Source organism: Pseudomonas sp. GW456-12-1-14-TSB6, assembly GCF_059424205.1.
Map to the genome: position 1 here is coordinate 63,610 of NZ_JBWKZE010000022.1, position 17,416 is coordinate 81,025.

Below are 17,416 nucleotides of genomic sequence, written 5' to 3' on the forward strand. Positions count from 1 at the left end.
CAGTGTGGAGAGCAGAACCCCTAGGTCATAAGGGGTTTAGAAGGAAGGTGTCCCATAGCCACGCGGGCATTCTACGGAAGGTAGTCCCTGTTTGTCAGGCTGGTGCGAATCTCAACGGTAACTAACTGCTTCACTAGAGAGGCTGACCACGCCCTGAAGGCATAAACGCACCCAATACAAAAAACCGTGTGAATCAGTGATTCACACGGTTTTTTGTTTTTGATTACAAGGGTTTTGACCAGCCGGCCAGCTTCATGCCGCGTTGATCAAGTGCCTTGAGCAGCGCATGGATGCTGTCGAAACGTTTTTCATGGAGGTTGGGCCATGAGGGACGCTCGATGAAAAAGCGACCGGATTCGAACTCGATCGGAGTCAGCACCATCCGGTTCTCGCGGGATCGGTGGCAAAGGAAGGTTTGCCGAGGTTCTCGCTTCAAGGTGTAGAGCCCAGGTCGGGCCAGCAGTTTTTCCAGTTCCGGTCTCGTTTGCGCATACCAGGGCGTCTCCACCTGCAGCCGCAGGTCGCCCTTGGCCAGGCCGGCGGAGGCGCCACTGTGGTCGAGAAACGTTCTGCCCGGATCGGGCTCGATGCCGTTTGAGTGCCCTTGGGCAACATCCTCGACGCGCAAACCAATGGCACCCTCCAGTTCACTGACTCCCGCAACGCCCTCAAAGGTATTGGAATGAGAGTTCCCCATCAGCGCCACCCACCGGTGCGTGCCTCTTGTTGTCTGGTCGGCGCTTATCACTGTCCGGGCGTGGAAGTTCATCATTTTTTGCCGGATCGCCAGTTCGTAGGTCTGCATGCCGTCCAGTTTGTAACTGGCCATGCAGTCTATGGCCTGAACCCGGATGCCATGCTTGTTTGACTCCAGCACCAGATTGAGAAAGGTATAGCGTCCGGATGGATCGGTCAGATGCCCGAGGTCCTGACTGATCAAATACCACTCAAGATTCCGGGGCATTACCGATGTCCTGGCAAAGTTGTCCAGAGCCGCCTGGTGAAAGTCTGTCAGCAGATGTTCCAGATAGATGGTTTTTACACCGTGTCTGGCCAGGGTTTGCATATTGTCGATGAGAAACTGTTTGGCGCCGATCTCTGAATGGCTCTCGCCGACGACCAGTCCCGAAAACTCTTCGAATAGCCGGGCGATGATTGTGGGACCCGACGAGGCGGGGTCCAGCGGCGTAGCGACCGGGCGCTGAGGCAGGCGCAGATCCGCGTAGAAGCGTATGGCATCCTGTAGCAGTCGTTTTCTCAGGGCTTTGAAGTTCGCATAGGCCTCGGCGGATTCACTGACCGTAAACTCGTCTGACAGCAGGCGAGGTTCATGGCCGATGACCGCTTCTGTCAGGGCCTGACGGTGTTGAGGCAGGATGTCATACGGCGAAGTGACCTGCGGAGTATCCGTTACGGTGGATGACGGGAAAGGCATCCTCTGCGCGCTGCTTGCCGACACAGAAGGAATGGGCGGCTCGCCGATGGCTGGTGATTTGCCAGGTATGGCTTTGGGATCGATACGCACCCGCCTCAGACTCAGGCCTTCATCTTCAAGGGCTTCGGACAGTGCTTGAATGCTCTCGAAATGACGACCCGTGACAGAAGTCCAACGTGGTCGTGTCACGAAAATGCCACCTTCATCTCGCTGGACAGGGGTGTTCACCAGTTGGCCGTTGCCACTGCGGTGGACCAGCATCGACTGGCCGCGCTCGACCTGAACCATGAACATGCCTTTGCGTGGCAGCGCTTCATCGAGCGTGCGCGCGGTGGTTGTCGCGGCAGTGGCATGCAGTTGAAGGCGCAAGTCACTCTTTATCAGGTCGACAGGCCGTTGCAGCAAATCGAATACTTTTTTACCAGGGTCGACCGTGATTCCGCGAATCGGATCCAGAGAAACTGCCTCGACACGCAGCGATGCAGCGCCTACCAGTTCACTGAGCCCGGGAACGTTTTCGAAGGTGCTGGCGCGTTCCTGGTCCACCAGCGCGACCCAGCGATGAGAGCCCCTTGCTGCCTGATCGGCCCGGATCACGGTATCGGAAAAGTAGTTCATCATTTTCCGGCTACTGATATCGGATGTTTGCTCCATGAGCGGAAAGCGCCGGCTGGCCATGCAGTCGAGGGCCTGCACGCGGATATGATTCTTCTGTGCGCTCCTGACCAGTTCAGTGTACGTGTGGGCAGAAGCTGGATCTGTATCGAGCCGTGAATCCAGAAGTTTCAGATAATCCTCCAGCGCGGGAGACATCTTGCCGGTCTTGTGGAAGGCATCGAGATCCACCTGATGAAAATCGGTCAGCAGATGATCCATGTACAAGGTCTTGACCTTCTGTTTGCTCATGACCTTCAGGTTGTCGATCAGCACTTGCCGGGCGCCGGTGGTGTTGTCCTGGCCGATTACCAGTCCGGGCGTTTCCTTGAGCACGCGCTTGCTCATCTCGGAAAAGGACGTGCCGGACTTGAATGCAGGCAGGGGTGGACGTGGGGGCTGATTCGGGGCGGCGTAGAAGTTGATGGCGTCGTCATAAAGATTGCGGCGTGTGGATTTGAACGTCTGATACAGGCGGTCACTCCCGTTGACGCTGTCCAGCGGAAAGTCATCGACACGGGCTTCTGCCAAGGGCTGCATCGTCGTTCTGGAGGCGCCGGGGACATCATAGGGCATCGGTTCTGTCGATACTTCGGGCAGCGGATCGGCAGTGTGCCCCCAGGGCCACTCACCGAAAATTTTCATGCCGCCTCTGAGTCCGGGCCGAGCGACAGGCTCCCACTGGCGTGCTTCGTTCAGGCGCACCGGCACGTTGCGATAGAACGAGTAGGGATTGGCCGGATCGATGATGACCCACCCCCGCAACTGCCCGACATAGCGAACCTGATAAAAGCCGTCGCCCGAGGCGCGGCGCATGTAGATGTACTGTTTACCGGAGGGCGTACGAATAATTTCCTTGAATTTTGGATTGCCGGCCTCAATCCGCGAAGCCTCGGTGGGCACGGTCTTGAATGAAGCGAGGAAATCCTCGGGCTGCGCAGGTAGAACCTGTTTCGGTGCGATCTCTGCCAGTTCAGGCAGTGGCGAACGGATAGCGGCCGCTGCGGAAAGTTTTTCTTCTGTGGTAATGGACAGTCCGGTTTCAGCAATGGACTCTTGCGACGCGATGACGGTATTGGTCTCGGCGATCTCCGGCAGTCGACCACTGCCCTTGATAAAGGTGGCGTTGAACAGCGTATCGATGGCAGAGAATATCGCTCCGGTCACGGCGGCCTTTCGCGCCTGAGGCGTTTTGCCATTCACGGCCTGATCGATTTGCAGACCGACGCTGGCAATGCCGGCGCCAACGACCGCCAGCGCCACTGGCCAGCCAACGGCAGCCAATGGGCCAAACATCCGGTTGAATGCGCTGAGATAACCGATCCACAGCTTTTTGCGCAGGTCGCCATTGGAATGCATCATGAATTCCGCATCGCTGATCATCCGCGCCTGCGTTGCCGTCGACAGGAAGGAAAAAATGTCCTTGTCCAACGCTTCGCCGGTATGGGCAACCAGCGTGTGATCGTTGCTGTCCCAGGTACTGACCAGCAGATCCAGGACATGGCTGAGCCCGACATTTTCGATATGCGGGGCGCGCCAGAGCTCCGAAACGATGCCTGCCAGAGGCCCCAGTACCCAGAGCCAGCGGCGATTGGCGACCGCACGCCAGGAGGTATCTTCCATGATGTCGTGATCGGCAACCTGGAAATGCGCCATGAAGCGTTTTCGATCCGAAGGCTTTCTGATCTGCGACAGCACCCACCAATGCAGGTCGCGAGCGTTCTGCAAGGCGTGCACGCCCCAGATTTCTCCCGGTACGTACAGGATGACGCCGCCCTTTCCATCGCTGATGCACAGGATATCGGTCGCAACGAAGCCGCCGATTTTCAGCAGACCCACGCGCAGGCCATCGGGCGGCAGTACCTCAACCTCAAGCATTTTGCGCGTGACCGGCCAGCTCACATTGCCGGCGATGGCTTTGACCGCCACCCTGAAATTGTCATCCGACAGTCGACCGCTTTCACGATCCTCCATCGCTTTGGCCAGGAAGGTGCATTTGGCCAGTGTCCGGAATGTCGTGCCGTGTTTGCTCCAGAAAGAGTCCACCTTTTGCCGGTAGCGGTCAGCGAAATTGATCGCCCAGAACGCCTTTAGTACATCGCTGCTGTGCAACCGGACTTCGTTGGTTTCGTTGTAGGTGCCGGCATCCGGTCCGGCGGTATAGAAACCGGCATCGGAATCCAGCAGGTCGGCGTTGTCCTGGTCGTGCACGCTGAATCGCTGGATCACCAGTTGCGGCAAGGTCATCGATTCGCGCGGGACTTCGAACAGGTGTTCCCAGCCGGTGAAAGTTCGGGGGCTGCTCTGGGCGGCCCGGAATCGATGCCAGTAAACCTGCTCCGGCTCCAGGCCTCTGATGCCATGACGATCAAGAATGTCCCTGGCAATCGCGCAGGCCATTTCGTACATGTCGGGGCAGGCCTCGACCAGTGCCGGGACCAACGCCCTTAGCGCTTTTCGGTCGTCGGAGTTGGGCAGCGTGATGTCGTTGGTTGTGTCCACAGTCTTTCCTTGAGCGTGGTGGTTGAAAAAAAACACCGCGATCATTTCAAGCCAAGGCGTGATTTGTCTGTCAGACGCCGGGACAGTTTGTTGTCGTATCAAGTCAAACGGCAGACAGGAAAATTCCGCAACGAAGTGATCCTGACCCGGGCAGGCCGGATGAGGCCTGTCCGGTGTCGGGAAAACCATCGACACAGCGTTCGATCAGTTTGGAAGGCGGCTTTGGAGCTGCAGTCCCATTTGTTTCAACGCGCTGGATAACTGTTCAAGATTGTCGAAAGGGACACGATGGATTGAGCCCCAGGTTGGCCGATCTATGTAATACCGTCCATCAGCGAACGTCTCGATCGGGGTTTGCACCAGCTCTCCATTAACGCTGCGGTGAAACAACCGATAGGTGCCTTGAAAGCGCTCAAACATATACATGCCGGCGCGATAAAGCAGTTGGTGTATTTGCAACTCGCTTCGGCTCACAGAGGGTGCTTCCATTTTCAGAAGCACATCGGCGTACAGGGGATCGGAATTTCCGCCCATCATGGTTGGCAGCGGGTATGGGCCTCGCTCGATCTCAATACCAGGGTCTGTCGTCAACCGTTCGCCTTGTCCCGGATCCACCTCTTCGATTCGCACCCCGATGCCGCCCTCCAGTTCGCTGATACCGGCAAAGCCTCTGAAGGTGTTGGTGTTTTCTGCTCCGGTCAACACGACCCATTTACCGACAACATTCAGCGACTGGTCCATGAACATGATGTCGGCTGTGAGATGGTTGGTCGCGATCTGCTCTTCGGGGCGCGGGAGAGATACGGGTCTTTTATATACTGCCGCACAGTCGGTAGCCTGGACTCTGATCCCGTTCTGCCGGGCGCTTTTCACCAGCGCCAGTTCGTCAAACTGCGCTGCCGGGTCGGTGCCGAGCCGGCTTAGATACTTTTCCAGGTCTTTGGACATGACCCCGGACTGGAAGTAACTGTTCAGGTCGGCCTGGGCGAAATCGCTGAGCAAACGGCGCACGTAGAGGGTCTTGACCCCTTGGCGAGCCAGAGCGGGCATGTTCTGAATCATCAGGCGCATGCTGGTGATGCGGCCAGGGGTTTCGCCGATCACCAGGCCTGGCGCTGCTTCAAGTGCCTGGGCACTGAAGTCCGCGAAGGTCGTTGAGGCGGTGACAGCCGGTATCGCCGGGCGGGGCGGCAAGGTCGCCCAGGAAAGATTGTGGAAGAAACGTCTCGCGGAAAACAGCAGTGCTCTGGCCTTCTCGGCGAAATGGGGGGCGTATCGATCCGCTGCGATCAACGTACCGTCCGGACCGACCTGCATCTGAATATGCGTTTCGCGCAGTTGCATGGCCCAGCGTTTCAGTTCTTGCCGGCGTACGGTGTCGACGTCGTAAGGTGTTCTGACGAGGCGGATGTCGTTCGAAGCCGGGGCCGGGGCCGAGGTTGAAGTCGAAGGCAGAGGCTCGGTGGTCAGTGGCGTCTGCGGATCGGATTGCGCGGGGAGCTGTTCCGGTTCTTCGGGTGCGGGCTCGCGTGCGTCGAGTTCCATGGCCACCTCCAGGGTGCATTGCTTGCCGAGACACTGCCCCCCGCCCTTGAGCCCCAGTTGAGTCATCCGCTCCCAGACGCCTTCACTGTTCAATCGCACCGGCAATGCATGAACCAGCTGGTTAGGTTTGACCGGGTCGACGATCGCCCAGAATCCGCCACCTTGTGAATCGTTGAAGTAGCGAACGTAATAAGCGGTGTCATTCATCACGATTGCACAGGAAGGCTCGGTGTTCAGTCGGTAAATCCCCTGATACTTGCCGGGCTCCGAGACTGGCGTCAGTCCGTCCAGCACTTCGTTGGACTGATACTTCTGCGGGATCCTCGACCCCGGCAGGTTTTCGGACGGGGCTGGCGACAACTCCTCCACGGCTGAAACAAGTTCGTTCGGATGTTCGGATTCCAGTTCCGATGCCGTGCCGGCTTCAGTCATTTCGCTTGCCTCGATCGCTTGCGAAAATTCACCAGACTCCGTCTCCGCCAGTGCCCCGGTTCCCTTCAAGAATGGAATATTGAGCAGCGCATCGATGCCACTGAGCACCGCTGCGAGAACGCCCTCCTTGCGCTCGCCGGCAGTTTTGCCGTTGACTGCCTTGTCAATGTTCAGCCCCATGTTGGCCAGGCTGGCACCAATCACCGGTAATGCAACAGGCCAGCCCACCATGGCCATCGGTCCGAACACTTTCAACCCGGCACTGAGGTAGCCGATCCACAACTTTTTGCGCAGATCGCCATTCGAAGTCAGGGAAAAGTCGGCCTCGGCGAACATCGCATCGCGAGTGGAATCGCGTAGCCAGGTGAACGCATCCTCTGTTACCGCCCGATCTGCGGCATTGACCAGGTGATGGTCTCCGTGGCTCCAGGTGCTGACCAGTCGATCTGTCAGATCGTTGATGTTCTCGCTGATCGAGTGTCGGTCAGCCAGCTGGAAATGGCCGAGAAAATGTTCACGGGGCACATTCTCTTTCAACTGTTGCAGGGCCCACCAGTGCAGGTCGGCGGGCGTGTCCAGTACATGGAATGCTTCGCTGTCTCCGGGTACATAAACGATCTGCCGTCCCTGCGAGTTGATGATGCGCAGGAGGTTGGTAGCGACATGACCGTCGATCTCCAGCATGCAGACCCGAAGGCCATGACCGGGTTCGAATTCGCTCTGCAGGGCGTGCAGGTCGACAGGCCAGGTCAGAGAGCCGCACAACGCCGTTATCACTGTCTGAAAATCTTCGTCGTTCAGATGACCGAGTTCCCGCGCTTCAACAGCCTTATTGAGGAAGTTGCATTTGGCCAGGGTACGGAACTCGCTGGCGTGGCTGCTCCAGAAAGTGTGCAGCTCGTTGCGGTAGCGCTCGCTGAAGTTGATGTGCCAGAAGTCGTTCAAAACCTCGTTGCCGTGCAGGCGCACTTCGTTGGTTGCATCGAAATTTTCGGTGTCCGGCCCTGCGGTGTAGAAACCGCCGTAGAGATCCAGCAGGTCAGCGTTGTCCTGATCCGTGGCGCGGAACCGGTGAATCACCAGTTGCGTCAGGGTCAGGCTCTCATAGGGTTTTTCGCCGTAGTGCTGCCAGCCGGTGAAGGAGACGGACAGGCTCTGTGCGGTTCTGAACCGGTGGTAATAGACGTGATCGGGGTCGAGGCCGGTGATGCCGTGTCTGGTCATCAGCTCTGTGGCGACCTGACGGGCCGTGTCGTTCAGGCTCGGGCAAGCGGTGACGACCTGCGTGGCCATGTGCCGGAGGGCGGCCTTGTCGGCGGCGTTGGGCAGTGTGCGGGTTTCTGCTGGGTTCATTGGCTCTGATCCTTGAGAAGAGAGCCCGAGAATGAGCCGTTCGTTCGAGGACAGTGCGGTACATATGTACCACCCGCAGGTGAGCGAATCTGCGGCCATCCGCCGCGTCACCCTTACTGTTTCCCAGGCGCAGGTGTATCGTATTCGCCTTTTGCGGGCGTCCCGGCCTGCGGCTGATCTGTGAGGTAGTTGTGTCCATGTCCTTTACCCGTCGACAAATTCTCGGTGGCCTGGCCGGTCTGGCAGTGGTTGGCGCGGGAGCCGGTGGTGCGACGCGTTACTGGCTGGGCAAGGTGGCCGATGCCGACGCCGGACATGACTACGAGTTGATCGCCGCCCCACTGGACGTCGAACTGGTGCCGGGGCGCAAGACCGAAGCCTGGGCTTTCGGCCCATCGGCACCGGGCACTGAGTTGCGCGTGCGTCAGGGTGAGTGGCTGCGGGTGCGCTTCATCAACCATCTGCCGGTGGCGACGACCATTCACTGGCACGGCATCCGTCTGCCGCTGGAAATGGACGGCGTGCCGTACGTTTCGCAATTGCCGGTGCTGCCGGGCGAATACTTCGATTACAAATTCCGGGTGCCGGATGCCGGCAGCTACTGGTATCACCCGCATGTCAGCAGCAGCGAAGAACTCGGTCGCGGGCTGGTCGGGCCGCTGATTGTCGAAGAGCGCGAGCCGACCGGGTTCAAGTACGAAAAGACCCTGAGCCTGAAAAACTGGCACATCGATGATGAGGGCAACTTCGTCGAATTCAGCATCCCGCGCGAAGCGGCCCGTGGTGGTACGGCGGGTCGGCTGTCGACCATCAACGGCGTGCCTACGCCGGTGATCGAGTTGCCAGCCGGGCAGATCACCCGCGTACGCCTGCTCAACCTCGACAACACCCTGACCTATCGCATCAACATTCCCGGCGTCGAAGCGCAGATCTATGCGCTGGACGGCAACCCGGTCGAGCCGCGCCCATTGGGCAAGGAATACTGGCTCGGCCCGGGCATGCGCATTTGCCTGGCGATCAAGGCGCCGCCGGCCGGTGAGGAACTGTCGCTGCGCAACGGCCCGGTTCGCCTCGGTACTTTACGTTCGGTGGCCAACAATGACGCGCCAACCGACTGGCCGAAAGCACTGCCGGCCAACCCGGTGGCCGAGCCGGACCTGGCCAATGCCGAGAAACTCAACTTCAATTTTGAATGGGTAGGTTCGGTGTCGGTGAATGTCGACAACGGCAAGCCGCCGAGCCTGTGGCAGATCAACGGCAAGGCCTGGGACATCACCGACAAGACCTGCGCTGACCGGCCGATCGCCAGCCTGAAACTGGGCCAGAGCTATATTTTCGAACTGAAGAACATGACCCAGTACCAGCACCCGATCCACCTGCACGGCATGAGCTTCAAGGTGATTGCGTCGAACCGGCACAAGATCGTGCCGTACTTCACCGACACCTATCTGCTGGGCAAGAACGAGCGCGCTCAAGTAGCGCTGGTGGCGGATAACCCGGGGGTGTGGATGTTCCACTGCCACGTGATCGATCACATGGAAACCGGCCTGATGGCCGCCATCGAGGTGAAGTGATGCGCCAGATTCGCCCCGCGGCGATCATCGACCGCAGCCGTGACCGCGACTTCATGCGCGAGGCGCTGGAGTTGGCGGCCCAAGGCGCGGCCCTCGGCGAAGTGCCGGTGGGTGCGGTGCTGGTGCAGGACGGTGAAATCATCGGTCGCGGCTTCAACTGCCCGATCAGCGCCAGTGACCCGAGTGCCCATGCGGAAATGGTCGCGATCCGCGCCGCCGCTCAGGCTGTGAGCAACTATCGTCTGCCGGGCAGCACGCTCTACGTGACGCTGGAACCGTGCAGCATGTGCGCCGGGCTGATCGTGCATTCGCGGATTGCGCGTGTGGTGTACGGCGCGCTGGAGCCCAAGGCCGGAATTGTGCAGAGCCAGGGGCAGTTCTTCACTCAGGGCTTTCTCAACCATCGAGTGTTGTATGAAGGCGGGGTGCTGGCGCAGGAGTGTGGGGCGGTGTTGACCGAGTTCTTCAGGGCGCGGCGCGCGAAACCGGCAGACTGAACACAAAACCAATGTGGGAGCGAGCCTGCTCGCGATAGCGGTCTGACATTCAATACTTCGTGGCTGTCAGATCCAATCGCGAGCAGGCTCGCTCCCACAGGTTTTGTGGTGTTTGGAAGATTTACTTCTTCGCGACAATCACCGCCCGCATCGGCGCCGGCAGCCCTTCGATCGTCTTGCTGTGATCATCCGGATCAAGGAAGTCGCTCAACGACTGATACTTCATCCACTCGGTCCCGCGCTGTTCTTCAACGGTGGTGGTGCTCACATCCACGCATTTCACATCGGTGAAACCGGCACGACGCAGCCACAATTCCAGCGCCGGCACCGACGGCAGGAACCACACATTACGCATCTGCGCATAACGGTCTTCCGGCACCAGCACTTGATGTTTGTCGCCTTCGACCACCAGCGTTTCCAGCACCAGTTCGCCACCCTTCACCAGGCAATCCTTCAGTGCCAGCAAATGCTCGATCGGTGAGCGGCGGTGATAGAACACGCCCATGGAAAACACCGTGTCGAAGCCTTCCAGATTCGGCGGCAGGTCTTCGAACGGGAACGGCAGGTGCCAGGCATTCGGCTCTGACAGATAACGCTGCACTGCCTGGAACTGGCAGAAGAACAGCCAGTTCGGATCGACGCCGATCACGCTGTCGGCGCCGGCACCGAGCATGCGCCACATGTAGTAGCCGTTACCGCAACCGACATCGAGGATGCGTTTGCCCTTCAGATCCAGATGCGGGGAGACCCGCGACCACTTCCAGTCCGAGCGCCATTCGGTGTCGACGTGCACGCCGAAGAGATCGAACGGCCCCTTGCGCCACGGCGACAGGCCCATCAGCGCGGTGCGCATCTGGGCGCGGGTTTCGTCGTCGCAATCGGTGTCAAGTTTCAGGCCGTCGAGCAGGTCGACTTCGGTCGGCTGGATCTTCGGCAGGGCGTCCAGCGCACTTTGCCAGCGCTCCAGATCGCCGTGACCTTTTTCCATTTTCTTGTCGAGCTGCACTTGCAGGGTGCTGGCCCATTCGGCCAGCGGCGTGCCGGCCAGACGGCGGGCGAGGGGGGACAGATCAATCATGGCAAGGCAATCAACGAGGCAAAGTTAAGACACTGGAACCACGGCACGACTTTCGAGAACCCGGCGGCCAGCAGGCGCTCGCGGTGTTCTTCGAGGCTGTCGGGCTTCATGACGTTTTCGATGGCGCTGCGCTTCTGGGCGATCTCCAGTTCGCTGTAGCCGTTGGCGCGTTTGAACGCGACGTGCAGGTCGGTCAGCAGCGCGTGTTCTTCGGCATCGTTGAAACGCAGCTTCTCCGACAGAATCAGCGCGCCGCCCGGCAGCAACGATTGGCGAATGCGCGAGAGCAGCGCCGTGCGCTGATCCGGGGCGATGAATTGCAGGGTGAAGTTCAGCGCCACCACCGAAGCTGGTTTGAAATCGAGGGCGAGGATGTCGCCTTCGATCACTTCGACCGGCAGCAACTCCTGGAACATCGAATCCTGACCGTTGAGGTATTCGCGGCAGCGCTCGACCATGGCGGCCGAGTTATCCACCGCGATCACCCGGCAACCGTCGGTGCGCACATGGCGACGCAGGGCTTGGGTCACCGCACCGAGCGATGAGCCGAGGTCGTAGAGCACGCTGTTCGGTTGGGCGAACTGCGCTGCGAGCACACCGAGGTTTTCGACGATGGTCGGGTAACCCGGCACCGAACGCTTGATCATGTCCGGGAACACCCGCACCACGTCTTCGTTGAAGGCGAAGTCAGGCACCTGGGCCATCGGCTGGGCGAAAATGCGATCGGGTTCTTTGCTCACGGCGGTTCCGGCGGTGTCGATGAAAAGGCCGGCATTTTAGCCAAACTGGCGCGCAGATGCGCGGGTTGTCTGATAAACCGCTTTGCAGCGGGTGATCGTTCCCACGCTCCGCGTGGGAATGCATCCCGTGACGCTCTGCGTCACTTACGCAAAGACGCAGCGCGTAGTAACGATCGGTTTCAGAGGTCGGGACGTTTGGTTTGGGAGAACGCCGATGCCGCAATCCCCCACTGCCCCAGCCAGTAACTGAGGATGATGATATAAGGCGCCGCATTGAACGGTGACACGAACCGGTTGATGCCGATCACGCTATCGGAGAACACGAACGCCACCGCGCCGCCCGCCGCCAGCAACGCCGAACGCTGAGGTACGCCGCTGCCGAGCCGGGCCAGGGCGCGCCAGAGCATGGCGCTGATGGCCGTTCCGTAAACGATCACCGGCACGGTCAGCGGCCCCAATCCGCTGGAGATCAGGATGCCCAACAGCACAGCGCCGACACTGAGCGCCAGGATCAGTGGCAGCAGGGCCAAGCGCCGGCAATCGCTGAGGTAAGCCTTGAGATACGCCAGATGCGCGACCAGAAACGCACCCAGGCCAAACACGAACAAATCCCCCGGCCACGCCAGCAGCACATCGCCGATCAACGAGAAAATCAGACCGAGGCTGATCCAGCGGCGATAGTCGCTGGGCGGCGCATCATGCAACCAGCCAAGCAGGGCCAATACCGGCAACGGTTTGACCAGCAGACACAGCAGCGCCGCATGGGTGCTGAGGCCATAGAGAAAGGTCACGGCGCCCATCAGCGCGAGGATCAGCCAGCCCACGATCAGTTCACCGAAATGGCGCAGTCAAAGGTTTCCACCGGCAACACTTCCGGCGCCCACGGTTGCTGCGAAGTCAGGCGCAGGCGCCCGGTGCCGGGGGCGAAAGCCTGGAAGCGCCAGGTCGAGAGACCGGCCGCGCCGACCACGCCGGCATCTTCCGGATTGCTGTAGACCTCGGGGCTGAGGGCGCGCAATACGCCGCCGGCAGAATCCTGGATGGCCCAGCGGTAGCCGGTGGTGGGGTTGCTCGGGAGCGTGACGATCAGGTTTTGCCCGTTGGTCAGCCGCACCGGGCATTGGCTCTGTTTTTCCACGGTCACGTTGGTTTTCGGTTGCGTGGTGCAGGCGGCCAGCAGGGCGATGGACAGCGGGACAAACAGGCGAAGGGGGGACATGAATTCAGCGGCTCCGGCGTTGGCGACGAACGGCGAGCATAACTGAAGATGAGACAAAGTGTGACAACGCCAGGCTTGGCGTCATTCTTCAGCATCGCCGGCCCTCACCCTAACCCTCTCCCAGAGGGAGAGGGGACCGACCGAGGTGTCTTTTGGGATACATCGACCTGAAAGATCGAGTTGATTACGGATTCAGTGAAGAGCTTTCAGGTCGGCGTATCTCTTAAATATCCCCCACTCGGCTCCCTCTCCCTCCGGGAGAGGGCTGGGGTGAGGGGCTACGATGCCAGCCCCCCTCAATACCTCAAGACGAAATCAAAAAAGCACCTTCGCCACATCCGCAAACTTCTTGGCGAAATGCACGGTGATCCCTTCCTTCAGGTAGTCCGGCAACTCTTCAAAGTTTCCGCGATTCGGCTCCGGCAAAATCAGTTCGAATATCTTCTGCCGCCGCGCCGCAATCACCTTCTCGCGAACCCCGCCAATCGGCAGTACATGCCCGGTCAGCGTCAGCTCGCCGGTCATCGCCACACCTTTTTTCGGCGGCTGGTTACGGGCGAGGGAGAGCAGGGCACTGGCCATGGTCACGCCGGCGCTCGGGCCGTCTTTCGGTGTCGCGCCTTCCGGCACGTGCAGGTGAACGAAGGCTTCGTCGAAGAATTTCGGATCGCCACCGAAGGATTTGAGGTGCGAACTGACGTAGCTGTAGGCGATCTCCGCCGACTCCTTCATCACATCGCCCAGTTGCCCGGTGAGTTTGAAACCACGATTGAGGGTGTGAATCCGCGTGGCCTCGATCGGCAAGGTCGCGCCGCCCATGCTGGTCCAGGCCAAACCGGTAATCACACCAGTGCCGGACAGCACCTGCTCGTTACGGAACACCGGATGGCCGAGGGACGCTTCGAGGTCTTTCGGGCCGATCTTGATCACCGCTTTCGGATCCTCGATCAGCTTCATCACCGCTTTGCGCACCAGTTTGCCCATCTGTTTTTCCAGCTGGCGCACGCCGGCCTCACGGGCGTAACCGTCGATCAAAGCCTTGAGGGCGGTGTCGCTGATGCTCAGGCTGCCCTTGGACACACCGGCCTTTTCCAACAGTTTTGGCCACAGGTGACGCTTGGCGATGGAGACTTTTTCTTCGGTGATATAGCCCGACAGGCGAATCACTTCCATCCGGTCCAGCAGCGGGCCGGGGATCGAATCCAATGTGTTGGCGGTGCAGACGAACAAGACTTTCGACAGGTCCATCCGCAGGTCCAGATAGTGGTCGAGGAATTCGACGTTCTGTTCCGGATCAAGCGTTTCCAGCAGCGCCGAGGCCGGGTCGCCCTGATAGCTCTGGCCCATCTTGTCGATCTCGTCGAGCATGATCACCGGGTTCATCACTTCGACGTCTTTCAACGCCTGCACGAGTTTGCCCGGCTGCGCGCCGATGTAAGTGCGGCGGTGGCCCTTGATCTCGGCTTCGTCGCGCATGCCGCCGAGGCTGAAGCGGTAGAACGGCCGGCCGAGGGATTCGGCGATGGACTTGCCGACGCTGGTTTTACCCACGCCCGGCGGGCCGACCAGCAACACGATGGAGCCGCTGATTTCGCCTTTATAGGCACCCACCGCGAGGAATTCGAGGATCCGGTCCTTGATGTCCTCGAGGCCGGCGTGGTGTTTATCGAGCACCTTGCGCGCGTGCTTGAGGTCAAGCTTGTCCTCGCCGTACACGCCCCATGGCACCGAGGTCGCCCAGTCGAGGTAGTTGCGGGTGACCGCGTATTCCGGCGATCCGGTTTCGAGGATCGACAGCTTGTTCATCTCTTCTTCGAGACGTTTCTGCACCTGCGTCGGCAGGACCTTGCCCTCCAGACGCTGCTCGAACTGTTCGAGGTCGGCGCTGCGGTCGTCCTTGGTCAGGCCGAGTTCCTGCTGGATGACCTTGAGCTGTTCCTTGAGGAAGAACTCGCGCTGATGCTCGCCGATCTTGCGGTTCACTTCGGCGGAGATTTCTTTTTGCAGGCGCGCGACTTCGACTTCCTTGCGCAGCATCGGCAGGACTTTTTCCATGCGCTTGAGCATCGGCACGCAGTCGAGCACTTCCTGCAGTTCATTGCCGGTCGCCGATGTGAGGGCGGCGGCGAAGTCGGTCAGCGGCGACGGATCGTTGGGGCTGAAGCGGTTGAGGTAGTTCTTCAGCTCTTCGCTGTACAGCGGGTTGAGCGGCAGCAGTTCCTTGATCGCGTTGATCAGCGCCATGCCGTAGGCCTTGACCTCGTCGGTCGGCTCGGTGGGCTGGTGCGGGTATTCGACTTCCACCAGATACGGCGGGCGATGGTGCTTGAGCCAGGTCTTGATGCGTACGCGGCTCAGGCCCTGGGCGACAAATTGCAGTTTGCCGTTTTCGCGGCTGGCGTGATGCACCTTGACCAGGGTGCCGTATTGCGGCAACGCCTTGGTGTCGAAGTGGCGCGGGTCTTCCTGGGGCGTGTCCATGAAGAACAGGGCCAGGGAGTGGTGTTCGGATTTGCTGACCAGTTCGAGGGTTTCGGCCCAGGGTTCTTCGTTGACGATGACCGGCAGGACCTGGGCCGGGAAGAACGGGCGGTTGTGGATCGGGATGATGTAGACCTTGTCCGGCAGGTTCTGGCCGGGCAGGGCCAGGCCTTTGCCGGGGACGTGGTGTTCGATGTGTTCGGCGTCGGTTTCGGTGATGTCGTCGGGGTTCTCGGGGAATTCTTGCTGGTCGCTCATGGGGCACCTGCGCAATTGGGTATGGCTGTTAGATGGGGCAGGGGTTGGGTGGTTTCAATGGGGGTGGGTGTTTCTGCTTGTGTGTTCAGGGTTTTGACAGGGTTTTGGGGGTTGGGCTTGGCGGCCTTTGGGCCGGCCATGCTGTATTGGGGTTGTGTGCATATCCGTTTCTGCGGGTGTTGCGGCTGGCGGTTCCGCTCTTACAGCGGGTCACTTTGGCAAACGCCCCAAAGTAACCAAAGGTCTTGGCCCCTGCGTTCGGCGCCTCGCTGTGGCTCGGCGTCCCTTCGTTCCGGGATTCATCCGGGGGCATCGCCTACGGTTTGCTTCGCTGCACCTCCTCTCGATGCATGCGGCTGCGCCGCACGGTCGCTGCGCTCCCACCCCCGGATAAATCCCTCCACTCAGCCTTCCGATGGGGCCGGCACGTCAAGAGCTTTACTCGAGCTAACGCTCATCGTGTTGAGTGGTGAAGAGCAGGGAAGAGCAGGGAAGACCAGGGAAGACCAGGGAAGACCAGGGAAGACCAGGGAAGACCAGAGGGAGAAGGTGATGGTGAGAGGAGGAGGGAGCCGATTGGGGCTCTAAGACCTGAGTTCGACTCGGTATCTCACGTCGGCGTACCTCTCCCAGACAACGCGGTCAGTCCCCTCTCCCTCCGGGAGAGGGCTAGGGTGAGGGCAGCGTCCTGACTGACTCACCACAAGCCTGACTCCCGCAGAGACCTCATCAGCATTTATGCCGGATATCGACTGACCTCGACGTTATTGATCGTTCCCACGCTCTGCGTGGGAATGCAGCCCGGGACGCTCTGCGTCCCAATCGATCTGCCAGCGAATGCGGTCTGTGGCTGGCAGTCGATTCCGTCAGGGCGACTTAGCTGTGTGTCGGGTAACGCTGTACTTCGACGTTATCCAGCACCCGATTCACCGCCAGTTCCGCCAGCATGATCACCTGCTGAATCCCGAGGATCCGATGTCGCTGCGGCGTATCGACAAAAGCCGCTACATCACTGGCCATGACGCTGGCGGTGGCCAGGGACTCACAGGCATGGGCCAACAGGCTTTCATCGTCCATGTCTGGCGATATCTGGAACATCTGGCTCGGTCGGCGGCCGGGGCATTTTTTTGGAATCGGATTGAAATGGTGGTCGAGCGCGCGTTCGGCGGCTTCGTGGAGTTTCTTCGAATCGGCGGATTCGTAGGGTGAGGTGTCGTTTGATTCGGGAGGATTGGGTGTTGGTTTTTTCATGATGGAACTCCAAGTGGCAATTTGAGCTACCACGAATCGCTGCGACGCGACGGAGGGTGGTAGCTGTGCGCGGGGTCGCAGACCGGTCCACCTGAAAACCCGGCATACCCGAAGGTATCCCGCGCACAGCCACCATAAGCAAACGAGAAATACCGAAGCACTCCAGTTTGGGGTGGCGATTATGCACCAAGTGAACTGCACGGACTGCGACGCCCGTTCGCTGAATGTTTCAGCGACCCCCAAAGCCTATCCACCCCATTTCCGAGCCACAACCGACGCGACATGTCAGAAACATCCCCTGCAAACACCCCGTCTGTAGGACATAAACACCCCGTTTAAAAATACGCAGCCCACAAAAAAAGGCGACACCCCTCTCAGGGCATCGCCTTTCCTTTAC

The 17,416-nt window shown here is 59.8% G+C and carries 11 protein-coding genes; 3 read left to right on the plus strand and 8 right to left on the minus strand.

The annotated features are described in order from the left end of the window. Positions 1 to 223 precede the first annotated feature (223 nt). Positions 224 to 4,591, minus strand: coding sequence for a membrane-targeted effector domain-containing toxin (locus tag AC07Y2_RS20095; RefSeq protein ID WP_146040490.1), 4,368 nt, complete (start codon positions 4,589 to 4,591; stop codon positions 224 to 226). 204 nt (positions 4,592 to 4,795) lie between these two features. Then, positions 4,796 to 7,921 carry a membrane-targeted effector domain-containing toxin gene (locus AC07Y2_RS20100; RefSeq protein WP_103386707.1) on the minus strand — a complete coding sequence of 1,042 codons (3,126 nt, stop codon included), beginning with the start codon at positions 7,919 to 7,921 and terminating at the stop codon, positions 4,796 to 4,798. Positions 7,922 to 7,952: 31 nt separating this feature from the next. Between AC07Y2_RS20100 and AC07Y2_RS20105 the strand changes: the two genes are divergently transcribed. From AC07Y2_RS20105 to tadA, 3 genes are read left to right on the plus strand one after another with little or no spacing between them, the layout of a single operon-like run. Then, complete coding sequence (locus AC07Y2_RS20105) at positions 7,953 to 8,105, plus strand: hypothetical protein (RefSeq protein WP_158248865.1); 153 nt, start codon at positions 7,953 to 7,955, stop codon at positions 8,103 to 8,105. A 13-nt stretch (positions 8,106 to 8,118) separates the two neighbouring features. Then, positions 8,119 to 9,495: a multicopper oxidase family protein gene (locus AC07Y2_RS20110; protein WP_039765747.1), complete on the plus strand. Its 1,377-nt coding sequence runs from the start codon at positions 8,119 to 8,121 to the stop codon at positions 9,493 to 9,495. Then, positions 9,495 to 9,992, plus strand: a complete 498-nt coding sequence (gene tadA, locus AC07Y2_RS20115) for a tRNA adenosine(34) deaminase TadA (RefSeq protein ID WP_103386706.1) — start codon at positions 9,495 to 9,497, stop codon at positions 9,990 to 9,992. The genes AC07Y2_RS20110 and tadA overlap by 1 nt, the downstream gene beginning before the upstream one ends. Positions 9,993 to 10,113: 121 nt before the next feature. On the opposite strand, the gene cmoB is transcribed toward tadA, so the two are convergent. From cmoB to AC07Y2_RS20145, 6 genes are all read right to left on the minus strand, one after another. Continuing rightward, positions 10,114 to 11,070, minus strand: a complete 957-nt coding sequence (gene cmoB, locus AC07Y2_RS20120) for a tRNA 5-methoxyuridine(34)/uridine 5-oxyacetic acid(34) synthase CmoB (RefSeq protein WP_039765749.1) — start codon at positions 11,068 to 11,070, stop codon at positions 10,114 to 10,116. Further along, positions 11,067 to 11,774, minus strand: coding sequence for a carboxy-S-adenosyl-L-methionine synthase CmoA (gene cmoA / locus AC07Y2_RS20125; protein ID WP_219736936.1), 708 nt, complete (start codon positions 11,772 to 11,774; stop codon positions 11,067 to 11,069). Before cmoA ends, cmoB begins: the two co-directional genes overlap by 4 nt. Positions 11,775 to 11,989: 215 nt before the next feature. Then, complete coding sequence (locus tag AC07Y2_RS20130) at positions 11,990 to 12,634, minus strand: lysoplasmalogenase (RefSeq protein ID WP_172829506.1); 645 nt, start codon at positions 12,632 to 12,634, stop codon at positions 11,990 to 11,992. A 2-nt stretch (positions 12,635 to 12,636) separates the two neighbouring features. Next, positions 12,637 to 13,029: a protease inhibitor I42 family protein gene (locus tag AC07Y2_RS20135; protein ID WP_103386705.1), complete on the minus strand. Its 393-nt coding sequence runs from the start codon at positions 13,027 to 13,029 to the stop codon at positions 12,637 to 12,639. A 315-nt stretch (positions 13,030 to 13,344) separates the two neighbouring features. Further along, positions 13,345 to 15,768, minus strand: a complete 2,424-nt coding sequence (gene lon / locus AC07Y2_RS20140; protein WP_103386704.1) for an endopeptidase La — start codon at positions 15,766 to 15,768, stop codon at positions 13,345 to 13,347. A gap of 876 nt (positions 15,769 to 16,644) precedes the next feature. Continuing rightward, a complete protein-coding gene (locus AC07Y2_RS20145; RefSeq protein WP_064383889.1) occupies positions 16,645 to 17,019 on the minus strand; it encodes a DUF6124 family protein in 375 nt (124 codons plus the stop codon). Positions 17,020 to 17,416: the final 397 nt, after the last annotated feature.

What these genes read in the sequence shown, in the direction of transcription:
- AC07Y2_RS20100 (WP_103386707.1), bottom strand. Translation starts at nt 7,921, where the DNA reads ATGAACCCAGCAGAAACCCGCACACTGCCCAACGCCGCCGACAAGGCC.
- AC07Y2_RS20105 (WP_158248865.1), top strand. Translation starts at nt 7,953, where the DNA reads ATGAGCCGTTCGTTCGAGGACAGTGCGGTACATATGTACCACCCGCAG.
- AC07Y2_RS20110 (WP_039765747.1), top strand. Translation starts at nt 8,119, where the DNA reads ATGTCCTTTACCCGTCGACAAATTCTCGGTGGCCTGGCCGGTCTGGCA.
- tadA (WP_103386706.1), top strand. Translation starts at nt 9,495, where the DNA reads ATGCGCCAGATTCGCCCCGCGGCGATCATCGACCGCAGCCGTGACCGC.
- cmoB (WP_039765749.1), bottom strand. Translation starts at nt 11,070, where the DNA reads ATGATTGATCTGTCCCCCCTCGCCCGCCGTCTGGCCGGCACGCCGCTG.
- cmoA (WP_219736936.1), bottom strand. Translation starts at nt 11,774, where the DNA reads ATGGCCCAGGTGCCTGACTTCGCCTTCAACGAAGACGTGGTGCGGGTG.
- AC07Y2_RS20135 (WP_103386705.1), bottom strand. Translation starts at nt 13,029, where the DNA reads ATGTCCCCCCTTCGCCTGTTTGTCCCGCTGTCCATCGCCCTGCTGGCC.
- lon (WP_103386704.1), bottom strand. Translation starts at nt 15,768, where the DNA reads ATGAGCGACCAGCAAGAATTCCCCGAGAACCCCGACGACATCACCGAA.
- AC07Y2_RS20145 (WP_064383889.1), bottom strand. Translation starts at nt 17,019, where the DNA reads ATGAAAAAACCAACACCCAATCCTCCCGAATCAAACGACACCTCACCC.